This is a genomic window from Rhodococcus sp. Leaf233, assembly GCF_001426165.1.
Lineage (GTDB): Bacteria > Actinomycetota > Actinomycetes > Mycobacteriales > Mycobacteriaceae > Rhodococcoides > Rhodococcoides fascians.
Window position 1 is genome coordinate 262,197 of sequence record NZ_LMRO01000014.1, and the last position, 25,535, is coordinate 287,731.

The window sequence follows — 25,535 nt, forward strand, 5'->3', positions numbered from 1 at the left end:
GCATATACGGACCGGTGCCGAGGGCTCGACTCACCGGACAGAACTTGTCGGTGGCTCGAGTAGGGTCGTCACCAGTCCGAATTCGGGCGTTCTCAGACGAGCAGGCAGGGGACTTCGACCGTGTTGACGCTCCACCGCGCCGAACGTGCAGGAACGCTCGCTGCAGCCCTCGCCGATGTACTGTCCGAGCCGCTGCCCGATGCCTTCGTGCCCGAAATCGTGTCGGTGCCGGCAAGAGGTGTCGAGCGGTGGCTCACCCAGCGTCTGTCGAGCGTCCTGGGTGCTCCGGACGGTGATGGAATAGCTGCGAACATCGAGTTTCCGAGCCCGGCGAGGTTGGTCGCGCGCACCATCTCCGAGGTCGACGGCATCGATCCCGACGACGACCCGTGGTCTCACAATCGAGTGCTGTGGACCGCGCTGTCGGTGATCGACGACTGCCGCACCGAACCGTGGGCCGCGGTGCTCTCCAAGCATCTGGGTTCGGGATCGGACGATCATCGGGTAGGGCGCCGCTGGTCGACGGCCGCGCACATCGCGGAGCTGTTCCGCGGCTATGGATCTCAGCGACCCCAGATGCTGCGCGACTGGCGCGCCGGACGATTCACCGACGGGCTCGGCCAGGAACTGGACGACGGCCTGACGTGGCAACCGCGGATATGGAGCCTGGTACGCGAGCGGATCGGCAGTCCGAGTCCCGCCGAGCGCCTTCCCGATACGTGTTCGACACTGCGATCGGAACCGAACGCGGTGGACCTACCGTTCAGGTTGTCGGTGTTCGGTCCGACTCGGCTGACCGCCGACCAGCTCGACATCCTGCACGCGCTCGCGCACCACCGCGACGTCCACATCTGGATCCCACACCCCAGCCCGTCGATGTGGTCCACACTCGCCGACATCCCGGCGGCCACCCGACGGCGCGACGATGTGACCGCTCTGGCCGTCGAGCACCCGCTGCTGGCGAGTCTGTCGCGCGACGTGCGGGAACTGCAGGCAACCATCGGCTCGATCACCGATCACACCGTGCACCACGAAGGGCCCGGACCAACGCGGACCTTGCTCGGAACGATCCAATCCGACATCGCCGGCGACGAAGTGCCCTCCCACGCAACGACGGACGGCGATCCGGCGCTCGCAGACGGCACCGTGCAGATTCACGCATGTCATGGGCCTGCCCGCCAGGTCGAGGTGCTGCGCGAGTCTCTGCTGCATCTGTTCACCGACGACCCGACTCTCGAACCCCGTGACGTGCTCGTCATGTGCCCGGACGTCGAGACCTATGCGCCGCTAATCCGTGCCAATTTCGGCCAGGCCACGTTGGTGCATCCCGGTCATCGACTGCGGGTCCGGCTCGCCGATCGGGGCCTGCGTCGCACCAATCCGGTACTGGATGTGGTGGCTACGGTGCTCGACTTCTCCGAGGGGCGAGTGACGGCCAGCGAACTACTCGATTTCGCGGCGAGCGGCCCGGTGCGGCAGAAGTTCTCGTTCACCGACGACGACCTCGAACGCCTGCGCGAATGGGTCGCCACGTCCGGAGCTCGCTGGGGTTTGACGGTACGACAACGAGAATCCTTCGGTTTGAACAACTTTCGGCAGAACACCTTCAAGTCCGCACTCGACCGTATCCTCCTCGGGGTAGCGGCGGACGAGAGTGGGAACGACTATCTCGACCTCGCGCTGCCCCTCGACGACGTGGACAGTAACGACATCGGGCTTGCGGGCCGATTCGCCGAGCTGGTCGACCGGCTCGCCTCGGTACTACGGGCGCTGTCCGGGCGCGCCCCGGTGACCGAATGGACGCGGCAGCTCGGCCGCACCCTCGATCTGCTTGCCGACGTGCCCACCGCCGACGAATGGCAACTGGCGCAAGCGCATCGCGAGATCGCCGAGGCCACCGAACACGGCGACACCGCCGAGCTGCGGCTGGCGGACGTGCGCGCCATGCTCGGTGGCCGGCTCACCGGCCGCCCCACCCGAGCGAACTTTCGCACCGGAGAGCTCACCGTGTGCACGATGGTGCCGATGCGATCGGTCCCGCACCGCGTCGTGATCCTTCTCGGTCTCGACGACGAGGTGTTCCCCCGCGTCGGCAGCCTCGACGGAGACGACGTCCTCGCACGCGACCCGGCCGTCGGCGAACGCGACATCCGCAGCGAGGACCGCCAACTACTGCTCGACGCCGTGATGTCCGCCGAAGAAAAGCTACTGCTCTTCTACACCGGTGCCGACCCCGTCGACGGATCGACCAAGCCGCCCGCGATCCCGCTGCGCGAGTTGATGGACGTCCTCGACGTGACCGCCGGCAAAAGCGTCGAACACCGGCATCCGCTGCAGCCCTTCGATCCTCGCAATTTCGAGGCCCGACACCCGTTCAGCTTCGACACGGTGGCGTTGGCAGGCGCCGTGTCTCAGCAGCGACCGTCCGTACCGGTGCCGTTGTTCCTGCCCGATGCACTGCCCCCAGCGAATTCGGGCGACGTGGAACTCGCCGACGTGATCGCGTTCGTGGAGAATCCGGTTCAGGCGTTTCTGCGTCAACGTCTCGGGTTTCGAGTTCCCGAGCTCGAAGACGATCTGGCGGACAGTCTCGACATCGAACTGGATCCGTTGGCTCGGTGGAACATCGGCGATCGGATGTTGGCAGCGGTGCTGGCCGGCACGGACATCGGCGAATTCGCCGACGCCGAGTGGCGGCGCGGCACGTTGCCTCCGTTTCATCAAGGTCGACGCGAGATGTCCGACATCCGCCGAGTCGTCGGAATCATCGCCGACGCGGCCGCGCCGTTTCACGAAGGCCCGGCCGAGACCACCGACATCGTGGTCGATCTCGGTGATGGGCGACGTCTGACCGGTACCGTCACCGGCATTCACGACCGGACACTCGTGCGTTCGTCCTATTCACGGCTGGCGGCCAAGCACAGGCTCGCGGCGTGGGTGCGTCTGCTGGCGGTGGCAGCGTCCGAGCCGGGGGAGTGGAGCGCGGTCACCATCGGGCGCGCCAGCGGAATGCGTCCGCCTCGCCGGTCCCGCCTGACGACCCCTCCGAATCCCCTCGCGGTACTCCGCGACGTGGTGGACCTGCGGGATCGCGGATTGGTTGCGCCGCTGCCGATCTCGACCGGGACGGCAGCTGCCTACGCGGAGAAGCGGTTCGGCGGCGGATCGATCGAGGACGGTTACGAATCTGCCGGTTGGGCGTGGCGCGGCGATTTCGGTGACGGCACCGACCGATCGTTGCGATACGTGCACGGCCCGTCGCTCTCGTTCGGAACGTTGCTCGATCCGAGCCCTCTCGACGACGAGACCGACCCCGCGAACGAGCAGAGCCGCTTCGGAGTTCTCTCCCGCCGGTTGTGGGATCCATTGCTGACCGCAGAGAACATGGGGAACGCATGACCGCCGCACGCGGATTCGACCTCCTCGGTCCGATGCCGACCGGGACGACCGTGCTCGAGGCCAGCGCCGGAACGGGCAAGACGTACGCGATCGTCGGACTTGCGGCGCGGTACATCGCCGAAGGACTGGCCGAGATCTCGGATCTACTGCTGGTGACGTTCAGTCGCGCCGCGACCCAGGAACTGCGCGATCGCACCCGCAGCCGGTTCGCGTCGATCGCCCGAGACCTCGGTGATCCGGACTCTGCGCGTGGTGCGCGCGACCCTCTCGTCGCCTTTCTCGCCGCGGCAGACGACGAGGAAGTGGACAGGCGGCGCCGGCGACTGCGTAAAGCGCTGTCGGACTTCGACGCCGGGACGATCGTCACCACGCACAGCTTCTGCCAACGCATGCTCGACGGGCTGGGTATCGCGGGTGAGCGCGAACCCGAATCCACGTTCGTCGAGTCGGTGTCGGATCTGCTCGAGCAGGTGGTCGACGATCTGTATCTGCAGATGTTCAGCGGCGACGACGAGGCACCACCGTTCGGGCGACGCGACGCCCAACAACTGGCCGCGGCAGCCGTCGGAGATCAACAGTCGATCCTGTACCCCGACATCGACGACCTCGACGGTGACGACGGCAACCGGGAAGCCGCCCTGCGGGTGCAGTTCGCTCGGGAGGCCCGCCGTGAGGTCGAGCGTCGCAAACGTCTTCTCGGCATCCGCGACTATAACGATCTACTCGGACTGCTGCACTCGGTGTTGTCCGATCCCGTGCACGGGGAGGCAGCATGCGCGCGCGTGCGAGACCGGTTCCGTGTCGTGTTGATCGACGAATTCCAGGACACCGACCCCATGCAGTGGGACATCCTGCGCCGGGCCTTTCACGGCTACACGACATTGATCCTCGTCGGAGATCCGAAGCAGGCCATCTACGCTTTCCGCGGTGCCGAAGTGCTGAGTTATCTGGATGCGGTGCAGTCGGCCGATCATCTGTACGAGCTGACGGCGAACTGGCGTAGCGACTCCGGGCTCCTCGACGCGTTGGACCATCTCTACGGAGGTGCCGCCCTCGGACACGACGATATCGTCGTCCATCGCGTCGAAGCGCGGAACCCGTTCTCGCGCATGACAGGACATCCTCCGTTGCGGCTGCGCTATCTGCCCCGAACCGGAGCAGGACCGTTGCGTTCGGGATTCCCGGCGGTGGATCGACTTCGCTCTCGGGTGGCTGCGGATGTGGCGGCCGAGATCGTGACGCTCCTGTCCGGAAACGCCGTCATGGACCGGCCGGACGGGCCGAGGACGGTCGAACCGCGGGACATTGCGGTGTTGACTCGCACGACCAAACAGGTTGCGCTGATTCGAGATGCGCTCGACGCAGTGGGTGTGCCGTCGGTGGTGTCGAGCAGCACCAGCGTCTTCGGCACCGACAGTGCTCGACACTGGTTGTGGCTACTGCAAGCGATCGAACAACCGCACCGCACCGACCGCGTCAGACTCGCAGCCCTGACACCTTTGCTCGGTTGGACTGCCGCCCAACTCGATTCCGGGGCCGAGGACGCACTGTCGCAGGTGAGCAGCCGGCTGCGTGAGTACTCTGTGCTGTTCGACGAGGCGGGTTTCGCGGCAGTGTTCGAGCGGGTGTCGGCGCAGTCGGGTCTCGATGCTAGGTTGCTCGCGGTCGAGGCGGGGGAGCGCACGATGACCGACCTGCGGCACATCGCCCAACTGCTCAATCGTGCAGCGGTATCCGAATCGTACGGAATCACCGCTCTCACTCGGTGGCTCACCGATCGAATCAAGGAGCCGACAGCCGGCGGGTCCACCGATCGCAGTCGCCGGCTCGACAGTGACTCGGCGGCAGTGCAGATCATGACAACGCACGGGAGCAAGGGGCTGGAATTTCCCGTCGTCTACCTTCCGTACGCCTGGGACACTCTCTACTTCAGCTCACCGTCGATCCTGCTGCTGCACGAGGACGGCCACCGCATCCGGGACGTCGGCGGTCCCTCCGGGGCCGGCTACGCAGCACGGAAGCTCGTCAACGATCGTGAAGAAGCCGGAGAAGAACTACGGCTGCTGTACGTGGGACTCACCAGAGCCCAGTGTCAGGTGGTGTTGTGGTGGGCACCGGGACGCAACACTGCTACGTCGTCGTTGCACCGCATGCTGTTCGGCCGCATTCCGGGGATTGCGCAGCCGGAGCCGTCGTACAAGGTTCTCGACGACGCCACTACCGCCAACCGCGTGCAATCCTGGGGCGGTCCGTCAGCGGATCTGATCTCGATCGAGGCAGTCGGCCCCACACCACCCTCGGATCAGCAGTGGGTGCGCCCCGAGGAGGAACACCGCGACGTCACTGCCGCTCGCTTCGGGCGTGCTCTGGATCTGCTGTGGCGTCGAACGTCGTACTCGGCCTTGACCGCTCACGCGCACGATGCGTCGCCCGTCGAGCCGGAGGTGGGGGTGACCAGTGAGGCCGAGCGGCCCGAGAAAGCGGATGAGCCTGTCGAACCTCCGCTGGGAAGCGCGAAGCCGGACGAGTCCGTGGACGGGATTGCGTCACCGATGAACGGAATGCCGGCCGGTGCCGCATTCGGAACGCTGGTGCACGAGGCCCTCGAACACGTCGATACCTCCGCAGCCGATCTACTGCCCGAACTCGAGCAACGCTGCAGAGCTGCCGTTGCCTCACGGATGGCAGATGTCGATCCGACGGCTCTGGCAGCCGCTCTGTTGCCGGTGATGCAGACACCGCTGGGCTTCGGGACGCTGGCCGACATCGCGCCGAACGACCACCTGGCCGAGTTGGATTTCGAGCTGCCTTTGGCCGGAGGCGACGACCCGGTGGAATCGAGCGTGACTCTGACATCGGTTGCGCAGCTGCTGCGTCGACATCTCGACCCGGCGGATGTCCTCGCGGACTACGCCGATCTGCTCGATGCAGTGGAAGCCACCCCACTGCGCGGCTTTCTCACCGGAAGTATCGACTCCGTTCTTCGGGTACCCGGCCCTCGCTACATCGTGGTCGACTACAAGACCAACCGCCTGGCCCGAGGCGATCTGACGACCGGCAATTTCACGCGCGAGAAGATGGCGCAGGAGATGATGCGGTCGCACTATCCGCTGCAGGCCATTCTGTATGCCGTTGCGTTGCACAGGTATTTGCGATGGCGTCAACCGAACTACCGGCCGGAGACGCATCTCGGCGGAGTACGGTACCTGTTCGTTCGGGGCATGGTGGGGCCGCAGACTCCGGCCGGCTGCGGTGTGTTCGACTGGGATCCGCCTGCGGCGCTGGTGGTCGAGTTGTCGGATCTGCTCGCCGGAAAGGTGCAACGATGACGAGTGTCTCGACGGCGCTGCGAGGCAGCGGAATTCTGCGGTCCTTCAACGACGCCGGTGTACTGACAGCGGCCGACGTGCACGTGGCGTTGCGGCTCGGTGCCCTGGCCGGGGAAGCCTCCGAACCGGTGCTGCTCGCCACGGCTCTGACGGTGCGCGCAGTGCGATCCGGATCGATATGTCTCGACCTGCAGCGACTGCGTGATGTCACGGTGGACGAGGAATCGGACGTGGATCCAAGCCTTCTTCCCTGGCCCGATCTGTCCGACGTTCTCGACGGGTTGGCGGTCAGCCCGCTCGTGGTCGGCAGCGCCAACGGGCCGCTGACGCCGCTGAAGCTGGTGCGCACCGACCTGGGTGAACTGCTGTACCTGGATCGATATCACCTGCAGGAGAACACAGTTCGAGGCATACTCGACGCTCGATCGCAGTCGCACCCCGTCGTCGACGGTGCAAAGATCGACCGTGCGTTGGCCGAATTGTTCATCGACGAATCCGGCGCACCCACCACCCCTCCCGATCGACAACGCATTGCAGCAGCCCTGGCGGCGACGCACTGGACCACGGTCATAGCGGGCGGGCCGGGCACCGGTAAGACCCACACGGTGGCTCGAATTCTGGCGCTGTTGGTTCGAGAACACGGCAGCGATGTGAGAATCGGTCTTGCCGCCCCCACCGGCAAGGCTGCCGCTCGTCTGCAGGAGTCGGTGGCCGAGCAAGCGGGACTGCTGGGTCTCCCGGCAGAACTGAAAGCAATGACTCTGCATCGCCTGCTCGGGTGGAAACCGGGCAGCAAGACCAGGTTTCGTCATGACTCCCACAATCGACTGCCGTACGACGTGGTGGTCGTCGACGAGACGTCGATGGTGTCGTTGACGATGATGTGCCGGCTGCTCGAAGCAGTTCGACCGGAATCGCGGTTGATACTGGTGGGCGATCCCGATCAGTTGACGTCCGTCGACGCCGGAGCAGTGTTGGCCGACCTCGTCGCACGGCCGGTCACTGGCACCGAGAACCCTGTGTTGGCGCACCTGGTCGACGCGGATTTCGACGCAGCCGAGGATCCGGACGAGGCGGCGCTCAGTGCGTTCGAGCGAGACAGGTTGCGCGGCGGAGTGGTTCGGCTCAGCCGCGGTCGACGATTCGGTGGCGCGATCGCCCGTCTGGCCGTCGCAGTTCGAGACGGCCGCGGTGACGAGGTGATGAAACTACTCGAATCCGGTGACGACCAGATCTCGTTCCATGCACCCGAGGACACCGACGCATTGCGGGCCGACGTGGTCGACACCGCCGCCGAGGTCACAGCGGCGGCAACCCGCGGTGACGCCGCCGCGGCGCTGCTGGGACTGGAGAAGCATCGACTTCTGTGCGCGCACCGTGAGGGGCGGTGGGGCGTTGCGCTGTGGGATCGGCTGGCACTCGAGTGGGTGGGAGAAGCGAACAAGGCCTTCCTCGACCCCGCCTACTGGTACCCCGGTCAGCCGCTGCTGGTGACGGCCAACGATCACGAAGCGCGAATCTACAACGGAGACACGGGTGTTGTGGTGTCGGGTGAGAACGGAACTCCGATGGCTGCTTTCGCGCGGGGTCGCGGCCACGTTCTCATTCACCCGAACGTCCTCTCTGCCGTCCAGACCGTGTACGCGATGACGATTCACCGGAGCCAGGGAAGTCAGTACGACACCGTGTCGGTTCTGTTGCCCGCCGAAGCATCGACTCTGCTCACTCGCGAGTTGCTCTACACCGCGATCACCCGTGCGCGGTCGCATGTACGGGTGATCGGCACCGAGGAGGCCATCCGAGCCGGAGTCGAACGTCAGGTCCTGCGGGCCAGCGGATTGCGGCGAAGGATTCTGTAGCAGTTCAGCGACAGGCGTGCCGGTCCGATCCGGCTGCAGCTGCGATACTGCGGGCAACCAACAGCCAGGTTCGGGCCAGTCCCGTCCACACCGCGATCGAGGTGCCTGTTCCCTCGGCTGCGCTGCGGTCCGAGTGTGCGGCAGCCGAGCGATGCAGGGCGAGCGCGTGTACACCGAGTTCATCGATGTCCGCCCCCACGCACACCGAGTGCACTGTTTGCGCGTCGGCTTTTCGACCGGTCAATTGGCACAGGGTGTGCAGTGATCGCAGTTCGTCGGGAACGTCGGTGATGTCGGACGGGGGATCGGTCGGCGTCGACTCGGCACTGCCGTCCACGGCAGCGCTGGTCCGGACGCCGACGATTCCGCGCTGGAGGTCGATCGGCCCCGAGGCGGCTCCGTCTGCGGCGACGCCCCACACGCTGAGAAACGACGGATGGGGAACGTTCCACAGCTCGCGGAACGCCCGGGTCACCATCTCGGCGACGAGAGCAGCGTCTGCCCTCGAATCCGTTCGCGTGAGATCGATGACCGACCCGTCTGCGACGGGCTTGCCGCGGTCCAGCCACCCGAAGTCGAGCAGCTGAACGTCGAGGGTGACCGACTCGGGTGCCTGTGGATACAGCAGCGAGGGCAGCGACGCGATCGACACCAGAGCCCCGTCTCGAGTTGCTGCGATGTCGATGTACGGCCGGAGCCCGCGCTCGCCCGGGCTGGCTTGCGCGGCCGTCACAGTGATGTAGTCCCGCATCGGCAGCGACCGCAGGTGCGCGTGCAGATTCTCGGTGAACGTGCCCCATGCACGCGCGGTGGTGGAGTCGAAATGGTCGTTCTGCACTGCGTTCACGGTGCACACCCTCTACTCGGACGAGAACTTCATTGCTGTGCCCGTGACGGTAGCGAGGGGGTCCGACAAGAACGGCCCGTCAGTAGACGTCGCGCAGATAGCGCTTGGCGCGCTTGAGGTCGTTCACGTAGTCCTCCGCGGCGTCGGAGGAGTGCCCACCGTGTTCGGCGACAACCTCGTGGAGTGCCTCGTCGACTCCCTGCGCCATGCGTGACGCGTCTCCGCAGACGTAGATCTGTGCGCCTTCTTCGAGCCAGCCGTACAGCTGCTTTCCAGCCTCGCGCATGCGGTGCTGTATATAGATCTTCTCGAACTGGTCGCGCGAGAACGCCAGATCCAGCCTGGTCAACAGACCGTCACGCTCGAAGTCCGTGAGTTCGTCCTCGTAGAGGAAGTCGCTCGCTCGATGTTGGTCTCCGAAGAACAGCCAGTTTCGGCCCGATGCACCGCGAGCCCGACGTTCGTGCAGAAACGCACGGAACGGTGCTACTCCGGTGCCCGGACCGATCATGATGATCGGAGTGTCGTCGGAAGGGAGTCGGAACGACTTGTTGGCCGAGAGAAACACTCCCGCTTCCTGCGCGTTGCCGACGCGATCTGCCAGGTACGTCGAGCACACCCCGCCGCGATCTCGCTCGGCCGATCGGTATCTCACGGTCGACACGGTGAGGTGAACGCTTCCTTCGTGCGCTGTCGGCGACGACGAGATCGAATAGACGCGGTGCTGCAGGGGACGGAGCAGGCCCAGGAATTCGGCGGGGTCGAGAGCACCCGACCGATCGAGGTCGAGAACGTCGACGACGTCGCGTCCCCATGTCCACGCGTCGAACGACGCCCGGTCGCCGTTCTGCAGCACGTGGTCCAGTTCGGCATCACCGGCCCGCTCGGCGATGGCTTCTATCAGGTCCATCGACGGTATGCCGATTTCGTATTCGGTGGTCAGGGCCTGGGCGAGGGTGATTTCTCCGGACTTGGTGTGGACGGCCGTGTCTGCGGGGACACCGAGACGGTCGATGACGGCCGAGACCAGTGCGGCGTCGTTGACGGGTTTGACGCCGAATCCGTCTCCCGCCTCGTAGGTGATTCCGCTGTCACCGAGGTCGATCGAGAAGTGTCGTACTTCTTTCGCAGAGGTGGGACCGGACAGCAATCGGTTGCTCGACACCTGTGCGCGGTACGGATTCTTCCGATTCCACGGTGACCGCTTCGATGCTGTTCGGGTGGTGCCGAGGTCGCCGGTTCGAGCGTCGATGTCCTGTACCTGCCTTGCCGTAGCTGTCGTGATCGGTCGAATGTCGAGAGTTCGCGAACCCTGCGGTTTCGAAATGCCCGAACTGATCGAAACCTTAGTAGGGACCGCTCAGTTGCGGTGCAGCACCTCGATACCGTCCACGGAGTAGACGACGTCGTATCCGGTGGTCAGTGCCCGGTCGATCGCCTGCCGATCGCCGCGTTCGTCGGTCGGCCAACCCGCGGGCCGTTCTCGGTTGACGACGATCCAATCCGGGACGGTCGAGTCGGTCGGTCGCTGCGGAAACACCGAGACGTCGTGGTCGGCGACGAGTTGTGCCACGAGGTTGTTCGACGCCGCAACGCGGTCACCGGCCGGGATCCACGCCGAGATGTCGCGGGCAGTGGCTGCTTGTGGATCGACTCGCCACTCCTCGGCGTGCACCATCCGCGACATGGGCAGGAACGGTAGTGCCACCAATGCGAATGCAGCGACGAAGGCGACGATCGCTCGTCGACCTCGTTCGGTCAGCTGGGCGTGGCGCTCGCTGCGTGCCAAGGCGTCGATCAGGGCGATGAAGACGATCACCATCAGAATGGCGTTGTAGTGGTAGATCGGTTTCCAGAAGTTGGTGTTGTCGCTGAGGAAACGCCAGGCAACCGTCGGTACTGCGACCAGCAGGAGTGGAGAGCGCAGCGCGAAGAACCCCGTGACGGCAAGCAGTAGAAACGCCGTTGCGGCACGGGAGTCTCCGGCAACCAGCCCGTGCGCGGTATCGGCGATCCCTTCGCCGATGGGCGGCAATTTCGAGCCCTGGCCGTACGAGTCGTCGGAGCTCAGCGCCGGCACTATCACCTTGACGGCCACTATCACCCAGGTCAGCCCCCACACCGCGGTCATCGCGCCCAGGATGCGCGGGCGGCCGGTGGTGAACAGGGCAACCAGCGCGCCGATGACGACGACCGTCAAACCCATGTCCTCTTTGACGAACACCAACGGAAGAGCCCAGGCCAGAGCGGGCACCCAGCGTTCGCGAACGAGAGCCACCAGGGACATTGCCAGTAACGGCATCGCGAAGGCCACTTCGTGGAAGTCGAAGTTCAGCGCGGCTTGTACGCCCCACGACAGGCCGAACGCGCCGGCAATCACTGTTCCGACGACAGTGCCGAATTTCTGCACCGCCAATCGACTGATCGGAATCACCGCGAGCGCGAACAGAACCGCCTGAGCGACGAGCAGCGTCTCGGCATGAGGGAAGACGCGATACACCGGACCCAGCAGGGCCGTGATCGGCGAGAAGTGATCACCGAGGGTGTTGTAGCCGGTGCCCAGCAGATCGGAGGTCGGAGCCCGAAACTGCGAGTACGACGCGACCTGCTGCACGAATATTCCGAGGTCGAAGCCCGATGTGCGCAGTTGACGGTGGCCGAGAACGGACATCGTCGAGTACAGCGATGCAAGGAGTACGAACGCGACGGTCGGGACCATCTCATCGGGAGACCGGAGTCTCCTGCGCAGACGGCCGATGACACGTGTGCCGGTCGTAGTTGCGGCGACGCTATCGCCGTCGGTGACGACCTGGGATTGCTCGGTAGTGGTCACGAGATGGCATGTCTACCGGACCGACGTGAGATCTTCCTGAGAAACGCCGGTCAGCGCTTGCGTTTCTTTCCTTGCGTGCGCCGCGGCGGCTGCGAGGTCAGGTGGTAGTACAGCGCGTCCTCGGAGTCCTCCACGACGACGTCGATGTAGTCGCCCACCTCGAGGTAATCGTTGACTGCGATGCGATCGGTCGAGCCGATCACGGCTTTGACCGACCGTGCGGGGACGAGCCCACGGCGCCCGTCCGGACCGACGGCCAGGGCGTAGCGGGGGCCGGTGCGCGTGACGCGTGCCCGGATGAAATCGGGGTCCTTGGGGATCGGGTCGGGTGCCACCACGCTGCCGTCCTTCGAGGCGGCGGTCAGCGAGTCGAGCTGCGCGGCGAGATCGTCGGCCATGGCGTCGACTTGATCGAGCAGGTGCGCCATGTGCGCGGCGTAATCGGTGTGCTTCTTGGTCGGTTTGAGTGCTTCACCGGGCTTGTACATGTCCTCATGGGTCAGCTCGCCCCACGCGTCCTGCAGCCGCGTCTTGACCTGAACCTCCACCTTCACGTCGAGGTCGCCCTGATGAGTGGCCACTCGTACGACAAGCACAGCGTGATATGCCCGGTATCCGCTCGGCTTGGGAAACGAGACGTAGTCGGTGGGCGGCTGCGCGAACCGCACCGAGCATTTCGGATCGGTACACGCGCGCTCGAGTGCGGTGACGAACGAGAGCTGGTCCCGTGGGGTCTTGCACAGCACCTTGATGCCGACCAGATCGGGCAGTGCGTCGGCCACGGCGTCGGCGTCGTGCGGTTCGCTGATGCGTCCCTCGGACAGATATCGACGGAGTTTGTCGGCAGATCTGCCAGGGTCCTTGATCCGCGCGGTCTGGGCATTGAGTCTGTCTCGGTCGACATCTTCGAGTATCTCGTCGGCGATGGTCTCGAGAAAATTCTGTGCGGTGACGAGTGCGGCTTCCCACGCGCGACGACGATGCAGATACAGCTCTTCTACCAAGTCGTCGATGCTGCTGAGCGATGTCACGAGCCGAGGTTAACCCAGAGGCCCGACCAATCCCGGCGGTGGCGCGCGATCGGCCGTCGATGCGGGCGAACCCGGTTTAAGCTCTTCCGCATGACCGTGGCATCTGTGCAGAACGACGACTTCGTCGCGCAGTTCGATCCGTTCCGTCGCGAGCTGTTGGCGCACTGTTACCGCATGACCGGGTCCATCCACGACGCCGAGGACATGCTCCAGGAGACCTACATCCGCGCCTGGCGGGGGTACGCCAAGTACGAGGGCCGATCGTCGCTGCGCACCTGGCTGTATCGAATCGCAACGAACACGTGCCTCACCGCCCTCGAGGGGCGAGCCAAGCGTCCGCTTCCTACCGGACTCGGCGCGCCGAGTTCGGGCCCGACCGACGAGCTGGTGCAGAACAACGAGGTGCCGTGGCTCGAACCGATTGCCGACTCGGATCTGGCCGACTCGAACGACCCGGCCACGTTGGTGGTGGGGAGGGAGTCGGTTCGCCTCGCGTTCGTCGCGTCGCTGCAGCATCTGTCGTCGAGACAACGCGCAGTGCTGTTGATGCGCGAGGTGTTGCAGTGGAAGGCCTCCGAGGTCGCCGAGGTTCTCGCCACGACGACCACTGCGGTCAACAGCCTCCTGCAGCGGGCCCGCGAGCGACTGGAGGAGATCGCTCCGGAACTGGACAACGTGGAACCCATCGAATCTGCCGAACTGCGCCAGCTCCTGGCCCAGTACGTGGAGTGCTTCGAGCGTTACGACATCGACCGGCTGGTCACACTCTTCACCTCGGACGCGGTGTGGGAGATGCCCCCGTTCGTCGGCTGGTATCAGGGAGCCGAGACGATCGGATCTCTCATCCGAAACAATTGCCCCGCACAGGGAGCGGGCGACATGCGGATGGTGGCGACATCAGCGAACGGTCAACCTGCGTACGGGCTCTACATGGTGGGCGAGGACGGAATACATCGACCGTTCCAACTACACGTTCTCGACGTCGACGCTCGAGGCGTCGGGCATGTCGCCTGCTTCTTCGATCTGTCGCTGTTCGATCGATTCGGACTGCCCGACCGCCTCTGAGCGACATCAGCTCGTCGGAACGGCCGAGGGGTCCATCCACATCACTTCCCACACGTGATCGTCCAGATCACGGAATGCTCGGCCGTACATGAACCCATGATCCTGCGGTTCCATCCACTTCGATCCACCCGCAGCGATGGCCGCGTCCGTGAGTGAGTCGACCTCGGCGCGGCTGTCGGCCGAAATACACATCAGTACCTCACGAGCCGACGTCGTGTCGCAGATCGAATCGGAGATGAAATCCCCGAACCTCGATGTGGCCAGAAACATCACCGTCGCCTGGTCGCTGACGATCATCGAGGCGGTGTTCTCGTCGCTGAAAATGTCGTTGAACTCGAAGCCGAGACCCTCGAAGAATGCGCGGGTGGCCACGACATCGCGGACGGGCATATTGGCGAACAGCAAACGGGACATGGATGACACCTATTCGTCGGGTACCGGCACGACCGTCGAACAACGGTCGTGCCGGTACTGACAACGGTCCGTCGACAAATTCACCGGTGCCGTGTCCAGACACAACGCGACCCCGCCGAGACGTGCTCGACGGGGCCGCGGACTGCGAAATAAAGGGGAAGGACGTTACCGGGTGATCTGCGCGAGGCGGGAAAGCATCCGCGAGAAAACACGGCCGTCGTTGCCGAGATCGGCGTAGGGGTCTGCTGTGGTGTCCGACACGGTGGCGTCGGGCGTCACGGCAGCGAGGGTGCGCGCCAAGCGGGTGCGGCGCTCGATGGCGTCGAGGATGTTGGCGTCCAGCGTTGAAACTTCGTCGAAGAGTTGGTCGACGTCTGCGATCGCATTGTCGGCATTGCTGGTGCCGGCTGCGAGCGAATCGATCTGAACAGTCACATCGTCTCCTTTTGTTCGCGTCCTGAGGTGTGAGTCGTTCGTCCGAGCCGAACCGTTACAACCCAAAATGTGTGAACGCGATGTTTCGTCTCGCAAACCAAGATGCCCACTGGACGGGCCTGGGCCAACCTTTACGGGGTGTGATGCTGCATACAGTTCGTTCGGTTCGATTTGCTCCGGCCTTCCGAACCGAGGCGTCGGAGTGGTTGCGCTCACGCCGTTCCGGGTAGCCAGGTCGTCGATACCCCCACGTGCAAGGAGTGAGCGATGCGATACGACTACCTGATCATCGGCGGCGGAATGGTTGCCGACAGTGCTGCTCGTGGGATTCGTGAACACGACGCAACGGGTTCCATCGGGATCTTCGGAGCCGACTCCGACGAGCCGTACACGCGCCCCGCGTTGTCGAAGAAGTTGTGGACCGACAGCGACTTCGGCCGTGATCAGGTTCCGCTCGGCACCGCCTCGGACACCGGTGCCGAGGTCCATACGGGTACGCGTATCGCGTCGGTGGACCGGTCGAAGCAGGCGGTCACGACAGCGGCCGGTGAGACCCACGAGTACGGAACGCTCTTGTTCGCAACCGGCGCAGCGCCGACGCAGATCGACCTGTCGCCCAGTCCACGAGTGATCTACTTCCGCACCTTCGCCGATTACCGGATGTTGCGGGAACTGACCGAGACCGCGGAGCACATAGCGGTGGTGGGCGGCGGCTACATCGGAACGGAAATCGCAGCAGCGCTGTCTCAACAGGGTGTCAAAGTCACCCTCGTCACGTCCGACGACGTCGTGGGCAGCCACATGTTCCCCCGCTTGCTGGCCGCCGGATTCGACAAAGGGTTCTCCGATCACGGGGTCACCGTGCGCCGAGGAACCAAGGTCACGTCGGGTGCGGAGGCGTCGGCTCGTGTCCAGCTGCAATTGGACGACGGGTCCGCGGTGGAAGCAGATGGGGTCGTGTTCGGCCTCGGTGTCCGGCCCAGCACAGACCTGGCCGAGGCGGCAGGTCTCGAGGTGGACAACGGCATCGTCGTCGACGAGTTCCTGCGCACCGCGGACGAGCACATCTACGCGGCCGGCGACGTGGCCAACTATCCGGACGCCATTCTCGGTCGCCGACGCATCGAGCACGTGGACAACGCCACCGAGATGGGCAAAGCGGCGGGCCGCAACATGGCAGGTGCCGGCGCGGCCTACACCTACACTCCGTACTTCTACTCCGACGTGTACGACGACGGCTACCAGGCAATCGGAACGGTGGCAACGTCGCTGAACACGGTGGAGGACTGGAAGACGATCGGCAAGGAAGGCGTCGTCTACTACCTCGACGACGATGCCGTCGTGCGCGGGGTACTGATGTGGAATGTCTGGGAGGGGCTGGACGAGGCGCGCACCTTGCTGGCCGAGAAGAAGCCGCACACGGAGGAAACCCTGAAGGGGTTGATCTGAACTTTCTGGAACACTCGACGGCGAGCACGCCGGACCGCGGTGCGACCGAGGAGAAATCATGTCTCAGTTCGATGCAGGCGATTCGGCACAGCAGCGCGCTCGATTCGATGACCGGGTGCATCGCCTCTGTGCCGACTGTCGGCTACCCGGCCATTCCGAGCCCTTGTCCGACGCCGCCGCAAAGGCCGTCGCGGCGGGCAGGGTCGACGGAGCAACCAGAACGGTGCTCATCGCTCGGTGGCGTGCGGGGCGTTCTCTCCCGTCGGTCGGGGGATTCGGAACCTTGCGGCAGTTGGTGGACGAGCGAGATCGATGGCGTGCCAAGGATTCGTCGGGTAAGCCCGGCGCGGCCTTGGTCTACAAGTTGCGAGCCGCGGAGTCGAACAAGCGGATCGAGCATCTGCGAACCACGGTGGTGATGTCGAACCGGCACTACGCCAACGGCGTCCGCGCGGCACGTAAGGAACGTCGCGAAGGTATTCATCTCGACCTGGAACAGCGCGACGCGGTCTTCGATGCATTGATGCACACGCCCGCACCCCTCAAGTACGGGGTGCTCGCCGAGCGAGGTCTGACGTTGGCGGACGCCGCAAAGGATCGAGTCAGCACGCTTGCACGTAGAACGCCCATCGACAAACGGGTGCAGTGGGCAGCCGGGGTGGTCGATCAGTTGATCGATCGCAAAGACGACCGATTCTCGGACCGCTACGACACGCTGCTGTTTCTCGCGGGCACCTCGTTCGATCGCATACATCGCTCGCCGGCGTGGCAGTCGACGTACTTCGAGTTTCAGCGAAGCCAGGTCGATCTGTTCGTCGAGCTCGCCGAAATCTCGGTCGATGCAACGTCTTTGCGCTCGGTAGGGGACGAGTTGATCCGTATTGGTCGGACGATGGTCGACGAGGACACGGCGGAACAGGTCGAATCACGTCGCCGCGCACTGGAAGTCGTATGGACCCAGTTGACGGGACGAGTGGCTGCGTTGGTTCGTTTGGCCGATCTGGTCGAGTCTTCGGAGGGTGAAGCACGTACGTCGGACGCCATGGCTCGTGCCCACAGCCTGGACGACCGAATCGACGATCTCGTCGGACGGTCGGGCAGCCGGGAGATGTCGGCAGAGAACACGCATTTCGTCGGTGATCAGGTGCACTCCCAGTGGCGCGATCAGGTGCCGACATCGACACCCGACCGCGCCGTCGAGCTAGGCGATGATCGCGAAGAGAATGCCGGCAACCGCGAAGCTGACCACGGACAGAATCGTCTCGAGGACGGTCCACGTCTGTAGCGTTTGCTTGACGGTGAGGTTGAAGAACTTCGAGATGATCCAGAAGCCTCCGTCGTTGACGTGGCTCGCGATGATCGAGCCCGCTGCGATGGACATGGCGATCAATGCGACGGCGGGGGCCGAGTAGTCCTGCGCTGCGACAAGTGGGCCCACGATGCCACCGGTGGTGACGATCGCGACGGTGGCCGAACCCTGTGCGACACGCAGTGCACAACTGATGATGTACGCCAGGACGATGATCGGTAGACCTGCCGCCGCCATGGTGTCGGCCAGTGCGGTGCCGATCCCTGTGGCAGAGATGACCTTTCCGAAGAAAGCACCCGCGCCGACGACGAGCAACAGCATGCCGACCGGGCGCAGCGACTCACCTGTGAGCTTGCTCAGCTCCTGAACGGTGGACCCGCGGCGGATGCCCAGAACGTAGAACGCGATCAGCACGGCAATGAGAAGTGCGACGGCCGGAGTGCCGAAGAATGTCAGCACTTCGAGCAGATTGCCCGGGTCGAGCAGGATGCTGCCGAAGGTGGCACCGAGGATGAGGACCAGCGGCACCGCGATGATCGCGCCGATGGTGCCCACCGAGGGAGGCGTCGTGACCACCGGTCGTGCGGTGGTGACGGCACCGGCGCCACCGTTCGAGTCGCGGGGCGAGTCGTCCCCGTCGTTGATGAAGTCGTCCGGAACCTCGACGATGATCCGCTTACCGATCCAGTTTCCCCACACCAGGCCTGCAGCGATGAATCCGGGTATGCCACAGATGAAGCCGAACAGGATCAGCCAACCGAGATTGACCTCGAGCAGTCCACCGAGTGCCACCGGCCCGGGGTGCGGCGGCAAGAATGCGTGCGTCATCGACAAGCCGGCGAGCATCGGCAACGCGTACAGCACCAGCGACTTTCCGCCTTGGCGCGCGGCGACGTACACCAGCGGGGCGAGCACGAAGATGCCGATGTCGAAGAACACCGGGATACCGAAGATCAATCCGAGCAGGCCCATCGCGACGGGTGCGCCGCGTTCGCCGAAAATTCCGAGCAACTTGGCGGTCAACGCCTGTGCGCCGCCGGACTTCTCGAGTATGGCCCCCAGTACGGTGCCGAGGCCGATGATGACGGCGATATGCCCGAGAATTCCGCCGAAGCCGGTCTCGAGCAACGACTCGTTGCTCTTGATCGCGGTTCCGACGATTTGATTGACCGGAAGACCGGCAGCCAGGGCCAGGCCGAGTCCGACGATGAGCAGTGCGACGAACGGTTCCAGTTTGATCTTGATGATCACGACGAGCAACACGGCGATTGCTATGCCGCACAGCACCAGAAGGCCGGGTGTGGAGGTTCTCAGCCAGTCGACGGCAGAATTCATGACAGTTCTTTCTCGTTGGCGGTTTCGATGGCGTTGACGAATGCCCGGGCTCGTGCTGCGATGTCGTCCCACTGAGCGGTAGCAACAGAATTCGGTGGCACCACATCCGTGCCGGCAGTTACAGCCACTGCTCCGGCTGCCAGAAAGTGCGCGGCATTTGCGGCGTTGACGCCGCCGGACGGTACGAGACGTGCATCCGGGAACGGACCGAGCAGATCCTTGAAATAGGCCGGTCCGACGGTGCGCGCCGGGAAAATCTTCACCGCGTCTGCACCGAGGTCGAGCGCGGTCATCACCTCGGACGGAGTGAGTGCCCCCATCATCAGCGGTATGCGCGCGGCGGTCACCACGGCGGCGACGTCTGACCGCAGCCCGGGTGTCACGACGAAACTGGCACCCGAGTCCAGGGCGGCCCGGGCTTGATCGGCTGTGAGGACCGTTCCGGCCCCGACGATGGCACCCGCATCGGATGCGGCGCGGATGAGGTCGAGGACTCCCGGCGTGGTGAACGTGAGCTCCACGGCGCGAATTCCGCCGCCGGCCAGGGCGTGTGCGAGTGCGGCGGGATCCGAGATGTGCGGCGCGCGCACCACGGCGAGTGCGCGGTCTTCGAGAATTGCCGTCAGTGCATTCACGCCGTCTGCTTTCTGGCTGAGTCCATACGCAGGGCATGGCCTGCCAAGGAGTGGGTGGGAAGGAAATCGTCTATCGCGAACGAGCCGTTGACCATCACGTGGCTGATTCCCTCGGCCTGCTGTTTGGGCTCTTCGAACGTGGCGGTGTCTCGAACGGTGTCCGGGTCGAACATCACGAGATCGGCAGCATGGCCCACGGCGATCGTGCCGCGCCTGCGCAGTCGTAACCGTGCAGCCGGACGACCCGTGAGGTGATTGATGCACTCCTCGAGTGAGAGCAGTTGCTCGTCCCGCACGTAGTGGCCCAGATAGCGGGGGAACGTTCCCCACGCACGCGGATGTGGCTTTTCGCCTACGAGAATGGCGTCACTGCCGCCCATGTGGCGCGGATGCTGCATGATCTCGCGAACGTTCTCCTCGTGCCCGACGTGCTGCAGGATGGTCGTGGCCAGAGCGTCGCGGCGTAGAAAGTCGAAGAACACGTCGACCGGTTCGAGCCCTTCGTCCGCCGAGATGTCGGCCATCGTGCGACCGACGTACCGGTCGAGTTCCGGGTTCGATACTCCGCTGAGCTGAATCGTCTCCCACTCGACGGTGACTCCGTGGCAGCCGTCCGAGCCGTCGACATCGACGTCCTGCGCTATGCGGCGACGCTCGGCCGGATCGTCGAGTCGTTCCAGCGCTCGGTCCGGCCCACCCGACATCGCCCAACTCGGCAGCAGCGCAGACAGAGTCGTGGCCCCGGGTAGGTACGGATACGTATCGAGCGTGACGTCGCAGCCGTCGGCGATCGCGGAGTCGACAAGATCGAGAAATTCACGTGCCCGACCACGATTGACACCGAAGTTCATCGTTGCGTGGGTCAGATGCAGGGCGCATCCGGTTTCTCTGGAGAGATCGAGCATCTCCTGGTAGGCGTCGAGTGCACCCGCGCCGTACGACCGAGTGTGGGGAGCATAGAACCCGCCGAAGTCTGCCACTACCTCACACAGTGCTCGTAATTCGCTTGTGTCGGCATACATTCCGGGTGTGTAGGTGAGTCCGCTCGACATTCCGACGGCACCGTCCTGCAGGCCCTGCGCCAGCAACTCCTGCATGTGGGTGATCTCGGACGGCGTTGCGGGACGTCGATCGGCACCGACGGCCAGGTAGCGCAGCGTTCCCTGCGGAACCAGATATGCGGCGTTCGGAGTGATGCCACGGTCGAGTCGGGCGAGATACTCGGCAACCGTTCGCCAGGAGAAGTCCAGATCGACGGGATTGCCGTTCCACCCGGCGATCTGTCGCCGGATGACGTCCAACGTCGCATCGTCGATGGGCGCGTACGCGATGCCGTCCTGTCCGATCACCTCGGTGGTGACACCCTGGCTGATCTTGGCGAAGTGCCCAGGATCGGTCAGCAACCCCAGATCGGAGTGCGCATGCATGTCGATGAAGCCGGGGGACAGGACGTGACCTGGTGCTGCATCGACGATTCTGTCTGCACTGGAAAGGCTTCCGGGCTCGACGAGTGCTGCAATGGTGCCATCACGGACGAGAACGTCCCGACGCAGCCGCGCGGAACCGGTGCCGTCGATGACGTCGAACCCGCGAAATAGTGTGTCCGCCATCAAGTTCTGCTTCCTAGAAAAAGGTGTGTATCAGATCGACCACGAGTGGGTCGTCGCTGTCCGAGTCGTCCACGACGGGGATCAGACGCCATTTGTCGAACGCAGTGCAGGGGTGAGAGAGGCCGAGCCGCAGCACCGCCCCCACCGGAAGTGCGTCGGCGTCGTCTGCCGGTAGTCGAAGAAAAGCATGCTGGTCGTTGAGTGCCGTCACCTCCGCACCCTGATCCAGGAGCTCATTACCTCGAACACGTTGCGGGACGGGCATTCCTTCGTCGAAAGGAAAGTCGCGCTTGCCTGCGTCCAGCAATGCGAGGCCGGGCTCGGGGCGTGACACCACTCGCGCCCATCCGTGCATCGCAGAAACCAACGGCGTCTCGGTTCGGGCGGGAGTCAGCGGTGAGATCTGCGAATAGAAGCCGTCGTCGTGCGCCACGTAGGCCCCGGATCGGAGCACGACGTCGGTGCGCACGCCGTTGCCCGAGGTCAGAGAATGCAGGCGTTCGACCACCAGATCCTGGTACGCGCTCCCGCCTGCGGTCACAATGGCGTGATCTCCGTATAGTCCCTCGGCATCGAAGGTGCGATGCAGTGCGGCGAGAGTGTCGAGGTAGGTGCGTACTGCCGCGAGGCCGGCCTCGGAACGGTCGTGGCTCAGGGCACCCTCGTAGCCGCCCACACCGGCCAGTGCGAGGCGCGGTGACGCGGCGATCTCCCGTCCTACTGCGACGGCCTCCTCGGTCGTTCGCGCGCCGGTTCGTCCGTGCTCGCCGCCGAGTTCGACGACGACGGACACCGGTCGATCGCCGTGGTCGGCAAGGATGCGGTTCATCTCTCGCACCGTGGCGACGCTGTCCGCCCAGCAGTAGAACTCGAACTCGGGATGCGAGTCCAGTTCGGCAGCAACCCAATTCAGAGCAACAGGATCGACTTCGGCATTGGCGAGAACGATTCTCTCTACACCGAATGCGCGTGCCACCTGAACTTGCCAACCGGTAGCGAGGGTGATGGCCCAGCAGCCCGCATCCAGTTGCTGCTTCCACAGTTGGGGAGCCATGGTCGTTTTGCCGTGGGGTGCCAGGAGGACGCCCGCCTTCTTGGTCCACTGCGCCATCACATCGACGTTCGATGCGATGCGTGTCCTGTCGAGGGTGAGTACTGGGGTGGTGAACTCCGACAGCCGCGGCGCGGTGGCCAGAAAGCTCTCGGCGCTCTGTCCCCACGATCTCGCTGGAAACGATTTGTGTTCGGGCCCCAGGAGTCGTCGACTCAGCGCCTCGACTCCGGCAGTGTCGATCACGGCAGTCTCCTCGAGTTCTGCGTTGCGCTATATGCAACGACGGTTGCGTATCATGTCTTTCATTTGTAGTCTGCATCCAACGATGCATTCCCGCAAGAGTTCGAGGAGACGGACATGGCAGCCCCCCGGGTGGTGTGTGTAGGCGAAGGCCTCGCTGTCCTCGTCGCGGACCCTGGCCCACTGGAACGGTCGGAGACGTTCCATCGGACGGCTGGAGGTGCGGAAGCCAACGTGGCTCGTGTCCTCGTCCAACTGGGAATCGAGGCTGCGTGGGTCTCGCGGGTGGGTGACGACGGGTTCGGCCGATATCTGGTCGCGGAACTCGACGCTGCCGGTGTGGACACGTCGGGCGTGATCGTCGATAGCGGGCGGCCGACGGGCCTCTACATCAAGGAGCGCGGATCGGGGTCCGATCACCGTCACGACCTGCCTCTGGGAGACAGCGCGATGACGTACTACCGGTCTCTTTCGGCTGCTACTGCGCTCTCGCCCAACGATATTCACGACGAGGTGCGAGCGGCGATCGACTGCGCCGACATCGTCCATTTCACCGGCATCACCGTCGCCATCTCACCCACTGCGGAACAATTGACGCGAAGCCTCATGGCCGGCCCCTCCACTGTCAGCTTCGATCTCAACTATCGGCCGGCCTTGTGGGCCGGGCGTTCGGACGACGCGGCCCGCGTCCTCGGTGAGCACGTCCGCGGTAGCGACATCGTGTCGATGGGTGCCGACGAGGCCGCTTCGGTGTTCGGGACCTCGAGTCCAGTGGAAGTACGCGAGATGTTTCCCGAGCCCCGTCATCTGGTGATCAAGAACGATGCGCACACGGTGACGGCATTCGAGGGAGTCGCGCGAGTCGACGTCCCCGCATTGACACTCGACGTCGTCGAAAAGATCGGTGCAGGTGACGCTTTCGCCGGCGGCTTTCTGGCCGCGTTGCTGATGGGATACAGCGCGGCGCAGCGTGTGCGATTCGGACATCTCTGTGCCGCAGGCGCATTGACCGGCCACGGTGATGTAGCGAAAGTCCTGCCGCACGACGAACTGGCAGCACTGGCCGGAATCGACGACAATGCGTGGGCGACACTCGACTACGCGGCCGTGGCAGCGGTGCACACCGAGGCGGCGTTGTGAGCCAGAGCTTGTCGAGGGCGCTGACGATCCTGGGTTTGCTCGGGGACGGATCGAAGTCACTCGACGAACTCGCCGCAGTCCTCGTTGTGCACAAGACGACGGTGCTGCGACTTCTTAGGACCATGGAATCGGACAGGTTTGTCAGCCATGGAGCAGATCACCGGTACCAACTCGGTTCGAGGCTGTTCGAGCTCGCAAATCACGCGCTCGAACAGCGAGACGTGCGCACCGTCGCGCGACCGCATCTCGCTGCACTGAACTCCGACACGGGCCAGACGGTGCACCTGGCCACGTACGAGGCGGGGGAGGTCATCTACATCGACAAGTTCGACGCACAGCAGAGCGTGCGGATGTACTCACGCGTCGGCCGGCCGGCACCGCTGCACTGCACCGCGGTGGGAAAGATACTGGTCGCAGGCCGCCCGCGCGCCGAACGAGAAGAGATCGCTCGACACATCACGTACACGCCGTTCACGGAACGCACCATCACCACGCCGGAGCAGTACCTGCGCGAGCTCGAGTTCGTGGACCAGCAGGGTTTTGCGGAGGACCGTGAAGAACACGAATCTTTCGTCAATTGCATCGGCTGCGCGGTGCGCAACGGGACCGGAGACGTGGTGGCCGCGGTGTCCATGTCGGTACCGGACATGTTGCTCGACCATCAGCAGGTACTGGCTGCGCTGCCCGCAGTGCGCGGCACGGCAGCGGCAATTTCCGAAGGACTGGGCTGGCGGCCGCCCGATCGATATGACCGCCCACTGACAAACGACAGTTCGATGGAAGGAACATCATGAGCAAAAAGATCGAAATCCGCACCACAGGTGCCCCGGCCCCGGCACACACCTTCTCCCAGGGGGTACGGAAAGGGCCGTTCGTGCAGGTTTCCGGTCAGGGCCCGGTGGATCCGGCGACGAGCGAATACCTGTTCCCAGGTGACGTCGCCGCGCAGACCACTCGAACCTTGGAGAACGTCAAGGCAATTGTGGAAGCCGGCGGCGCGACGTTCGACGACGTCGTCATGCTGCGCGTGTACCTGACCAAGCGTGAGGACTTCTCGATCATGAACGACGCCTATGGGGAGTTCGTCTCGGCGCACACGACAGGCGACGTGCTGCCGAGCCGCACGACCGTGTTCACGGGACTCCCGCGCGAGGAGATGTTGGTCGAGATAGACGCCATCGCCGTCGTCTGACTGCACGCTCGACCTAGATGTTCACACGAAAATTACATCTGACCAGGCGATTTGCGTAAGCGTTGGTCTTCGCGTAACTTTTGTCGAGTCAGAGCGACACGGACACCGACCCGGTCTTCACAAACCGGGACAACGAGGTTGTACGGAGTACGTCCTGAACAACCCAGACAAGGCAGAGGTTATCAGCCATGTCTGGGGTTCGAGCGTGTAAGCCCCGGACGTTGCCGTTCACACGGTGACCATGGTGTGTGCGTGTTCTTTGAGAACTCAACAGTGTGTCGATGAATGTCAGTGCCGAATTTTATTTGGTGAAAGCATTCGATGTATCAGCCATCCGCTTGTGGTGGTTGTTGTCGGGT

19 protein-coding genes are annotated in these 25,535 nt (G+C 64.3%); 9 read left to right on the forward strand and 10 right to left on the reverse strand.

Annotated elements, in window-relative coordinates; genetic code table 11:
• Nucleotides 1-120 precede the first annotated feature (120 nt).
• From recC to recD, 3 genes are read left to right on the forward strand one after another with little or no spacing between them, the layout of a single operon-like run.
• The gene (recC, locus tag ASH04_RS25195) at nt 121-3,399 is read left to right on the forward strand and encodes an exodeoxyribonuclease V subunit gamma (protein ID WP_057474883.1); all 3,279 of its coding nucleotides are present in this window, start codon (nt 121-123) and stop codon (nt 3,397-3,399) included.
• The gene (locus ASH04_RS25200) at nt 3,396-6,728 is read left to right on the forward strand and encodes a UvrD-helicase domain-containing protein (protein ID WP_057474884.1); all 3,333 of its coding nucleotides are present in this window, start codon (nt 3,396-3,398) and stop codon (nt 6,726-6,728) included. Before recC ends, ASH04_RS25200 begins: the two co-directional genes overlap by 4 nt.
• The gene (gene recD, locus ASH04_RS25205) at nt 6,725-8,587 is read left to right on the forward strand and encodes an exodeoxyribonuclease V subunit alpha (RefSeq protein WP_057474885.1); all 1,863 of its coding nucleotides are present in this window, start codon (nt 6,725-6,727) and stop codon (nt 8,585-8,587) included. The genes ASH04_RS25200 and recD overlap by 4 nt, the downstream gene beginning before the upstream one ends.
• 4 nt (nt 8,588-8,591) lie before the next feature.
• Here the strand turns inward: recD and ASH04_RS25210 are convergent, their stop codons facing one another.
• The 4 genes from ASH04_RS25210 to ASH04_RS25225 all read right to left on the reverse strand — a co-directional run bounded on the left by ASH04_RS25210 (nt 8,592) and on the right by ASH04_RS25225 (nt 13,298).
• Complete coding sequence (locus ASH04_RS25210) at nt 8,592-9,434, reverse strand: TY-Chap domain-containing protein (RefSeq protein ID WP_057474886.1); 843 nt, start codon at nt 9,432-9,434, stop codon at nt 8,592-8,594.
• A 79-nt stretch (nt 9,435-9,513) separates the two neighbouring features.
• Complete coding sequence (locus tag ASH04_RS25215; RefSeq protein WP_442971288.1) at nt 9,514-10,773, reverse strand: sulfite reductase subunit alpha; 1,260 nt, start codon at nt 10,771-10,773, stop codon at nt 9,514-9,516.
• 21 nt (nt 10,774-10,794) lie between these two features.
• Nucleotides 10,795-12,267 (reverse strand): DUF2079 domain-containing protein, encoded by a 1,473-nt coding sequence (locus ASH04_RS25220; protein WP_200937365.1) that lies wholly within the window; start codon nt 12,265-12,267, stop codon nt 10,795-10,797.
• A gap of 50 nt (nt 12,268-12,317) precedes the next feature.
• Nucleotides 12,318-13,298 carry a GTP pyrophosphokinase gene (locus ASH04_RS25225; protein ID WP_027497694.1) on the reverse strand — a complete coding sequence of 327 codons (981 nt, stop codon included), beginning with the start codon at nt 13,296-13,298 and terminating at the stop codon, nt 12,318-12,320.
• A 90-nt stretch (nt 13,299-13,388) separates the two neighbouring features.
• On the opposite strand from ASH04_RS25225, the gene ASH04_RS25230 reads away from it, so the two are divergent.
• Nucleotides 13,389-14,363 carry a sigma-70 family RNA polymerase sigma factor gene (locus ASH04_RS25230; RefSeq protein ID WP_027497693.1) on the forward strand — a complete coding sequence of 325 codons (975 nt, stop codon included), beginning with the start codon at nt 13,389-13,391 and terminating at the stop codon, nt 14,361-14,363.
• Nucleotides 14,364-14,369: 6 nt separating this feature from the next.
• On the opposite strand, the gene ASH04_RS25235 is transcribed toward ASH04_RS25230, so the two are convergent.
• Together ASH04_RS25235 and ASH04_RS25240 are read right to left on the reverse strand one after the other, a co-directional pair.
• On the reverse strand, nt 14,370-14,777 hold the full coding sequence (locus ASH04_RS25235; RefSeq protein ID WP_032372903.1) for a VOC family protein: 408 nt from the start codon (nt 14,775-14,777) through the stop codon (nt 14,370-14,372).
• Nucleotides 14,778-14,942: 165 nt separating this feature from the next.
• Nucleotides 14,943-15,212 carry a hypothetical protein gene (locus ASH04_RS25240; protein ID WP_032364406.1) on the reverse strand — a complete coding sequence of 90 codons (270 nt, stop codon included), beginning with the start codon at nt 15,210-15,212 and terminating at the stop codon, nt 14,943-14,945.
• 267 nt (nt 15,213-15,479) lie between these two features.
• Between ASH04_RS25240 and ASH04_RS25245 the strand changes: the two genes are divergently transcribed.
• Nucleotides 15,480-16,661 (forward strand): NAD(P)/FAD-dependent oxidoreductase, encoded by a 1,182-nt coding sequence (locus tag ASH04_RS25245; RefSeq protein ID WP_057474888.1) that lies wholly within the window; start codon nt 15,480-15,482, stop codon nt 16,659-16,661.
• Nucleotides 16,662-16,719: 58 nt separating this feature from the next.
• A complete protein-coding gene (locus ASH04_RS25250; protein ID WP_057474889.1) occupies nt 16,720-17,946 on the forward strand; it encodes a hypothetical protein in 1,227 nt (408 codons plus the stop codon).
• Here ASH04_RS25250 and ASH04_RS25255 read toward each other — a convergent pair.
• The 4 genes from ASH04_RS25255 to ASH04_RS25270 are packed head-to-tail and all read right to left on the reverse strand — an operon-like array spanning nt 17,863 to nt 22,847.
• Nucleotides 17,863-19,305 (reverse strand): GntP family permease, encoded by a 1,443-nt coding sequence (locus tag ASH04_RS25255; protein WP_027497689.1) that lies wholly within the window; start codon nt 19,303-19,305, stop codon nt 17,863-17,865. The two genes, ASH04_RS25250 and ASH04_RS25255, sit on opposite strands and share 84 nt — an antisense overlap.
• Nucleotides 19,302-19,940, reverse strand: a complete 639-nt coding sequence (locus tag ASH04_RS25260; RefSeq protein ID WP_057474890.1) for a bifunctional 4-hydroxy-2-oxoglutarate aldolase/2-dehydro-3-deoxy-phosphogluconate aldolase — start codon at nt 19,938-19,940, stop codon at nt 19,302-19,304. The genes ASH04_RS25255 and ASH04_RS25260 overlap by 4 nt, the downstream gene beginning before the upstream one ends.
• Nucleotides 19,937-21,550, reverse strand: a complete 1,614-nt coding sequence (locus ASH04_RS25265; protein WP_057474891.1) for an N-acyl-D-amino-acid deacylase family protein — start codon at nt 21,548-21,550, stop codon at nt 19,937-19,939. Before ASH04_RS25265 ends, ASH04_RS25260 begins: the two co-directional genes overlap by 4 nt.
• Nucleotides 21,551-21,563: 13 nt before the next feature.
• Nucleotides 21,564-22,847, reverse strand: coding sequence for an alanine racemase (locus ASH04_RS25270; RefSeq protein WP_057474892.1), 1,284 nt, complete (start codon nt 22,845-22,847; stop codon nt 21,564-21,566).
• 114 nt (nt 22,848-22,961) lie between these two features.
• Here ASH04_RS25270 and ASH04_RS25275 point away from each other — a divergent pair, with 114 nt between their 5' ends.
• Genes ASH04_RS25275 through ASH04_RS25285 form a run of 3 tightly spaced genes read left to right on the forward strand, consistent with a single transcriptional unit; the run spans nt 22,962 to nt 25,176 of the window.
• Entirely contained in the window at nt 22,962-23,984 is a 1,023-nt protein-coding gene (locus tag ASH04_RS25275) for a sugar kinase (protein WP_057474893.1), read from the forward strand.
• On the forward strand, nt 23,981-24,778 hold the full coding sequence (locus ASH04_RS25280) for an IclR family transcriptional regulator (protein WP_057474921.1): 798 nt from the start codon (nt 23,981-23,983) through the stop codon (nt 24,776-24,778). Before ASH04_RS25275 ends, ASH04_RS25280 begins: the two co-directional genes overlap by 4 nt.
• Nucleotides 24,775-25,176, forward strand: coding sequence for a RidA family protein (locus ASH04_RS25285; RefSeq protein ID WP_057474894.1), 402 nt, complete (start codon nt 24,775-24,777; stop codon nt 25,174-25,176). The genes ASH04_RS25280 and ASH04_RS25285 overlap by 4 nt, the downstream gene beginning before the upstream one ends.
• The last annotated feature ends 359 nt before the right edge of the window (nt 25,177-25,535 follow it).

What these genes read in the sequence shown, in the direction of transcription:
- ASH04_RS25200 (WP_057474884.1), top strand. Translation starts at nt 3,396, where the DNA reads ATGACCGCCGCACGCGGATTCGACCTCCTCGGTCCGATGCCGACCGGG.
- recD (WP_057474885.1), top strand. Translation starts at nt 6,725, where the DNA reads ATGACGAGTGTCTCGACGGCGCTGCGAGGCAGCGGAATTCTGCGGTCC.
- ASH04_RS25230 (WP_027497693.1), top strand. Translation starts at nt 13,389, where the DNA reads ATGACCGTGGCATCTGTGCAGAACGACGACTTCGTCGCGCAGTTCGAT.
- ASH04_RS25235 (WP_032372903.1), bottom strand. Translation starts at nt 14,777, where the DNA reads ATGTCCCGTTTGCTGTTCGCCAATATGCCCGTCCGCGATGTCGTGGCC.
- ASH04_RS25245 (WP_057474888.1), top strand. Translation starts at nt 15,480, where the DNA reads ATGCGATACGACTACCTGATCATCGGCGGCGGAATGGTTGCCGACAGT.
- ASH04_RS25250 (WP_057474889.1), top strand. Translation starts at nt 16,720, where the DNA reads ATGTCTCAGTTCGATGCAGGCGATTCGGCACAGCAGCGCGCTCGATTC.
- ASH04_RS25255 (WP_027497689.1), bottom strand. Translation starts at nt 19,305, where the DNA reads ATGAATTCTGCCGTCGACTGGCTGAGAACCTCCACACCCGGCCTTCTG.
- ASH04_RS25265 (WP_057474891.1), bottom strand. Translation starts at nt 21,550, where the DNA reads ATGGCGGACACACTATTTCGCGGGTTCGACGTCATCGACGGCACCGGT.
- ASH04_RS25275 (WP_057474893.1), top strand. Translation starts at nt 22,962, where the DNA reads ATGGCAGCCCCCCGGGTGGTGTGTGTAGGCGAAGGCCTCGCTGTCCTC.
- ASH04_RS25285 (WP_057474894.1), top strand. Translation starts at nt 24,775, where the DNA reads ATGAGCAAAAAGATCGAAATCCGCACCACAGGTGCCCCGGCCCCGGCA.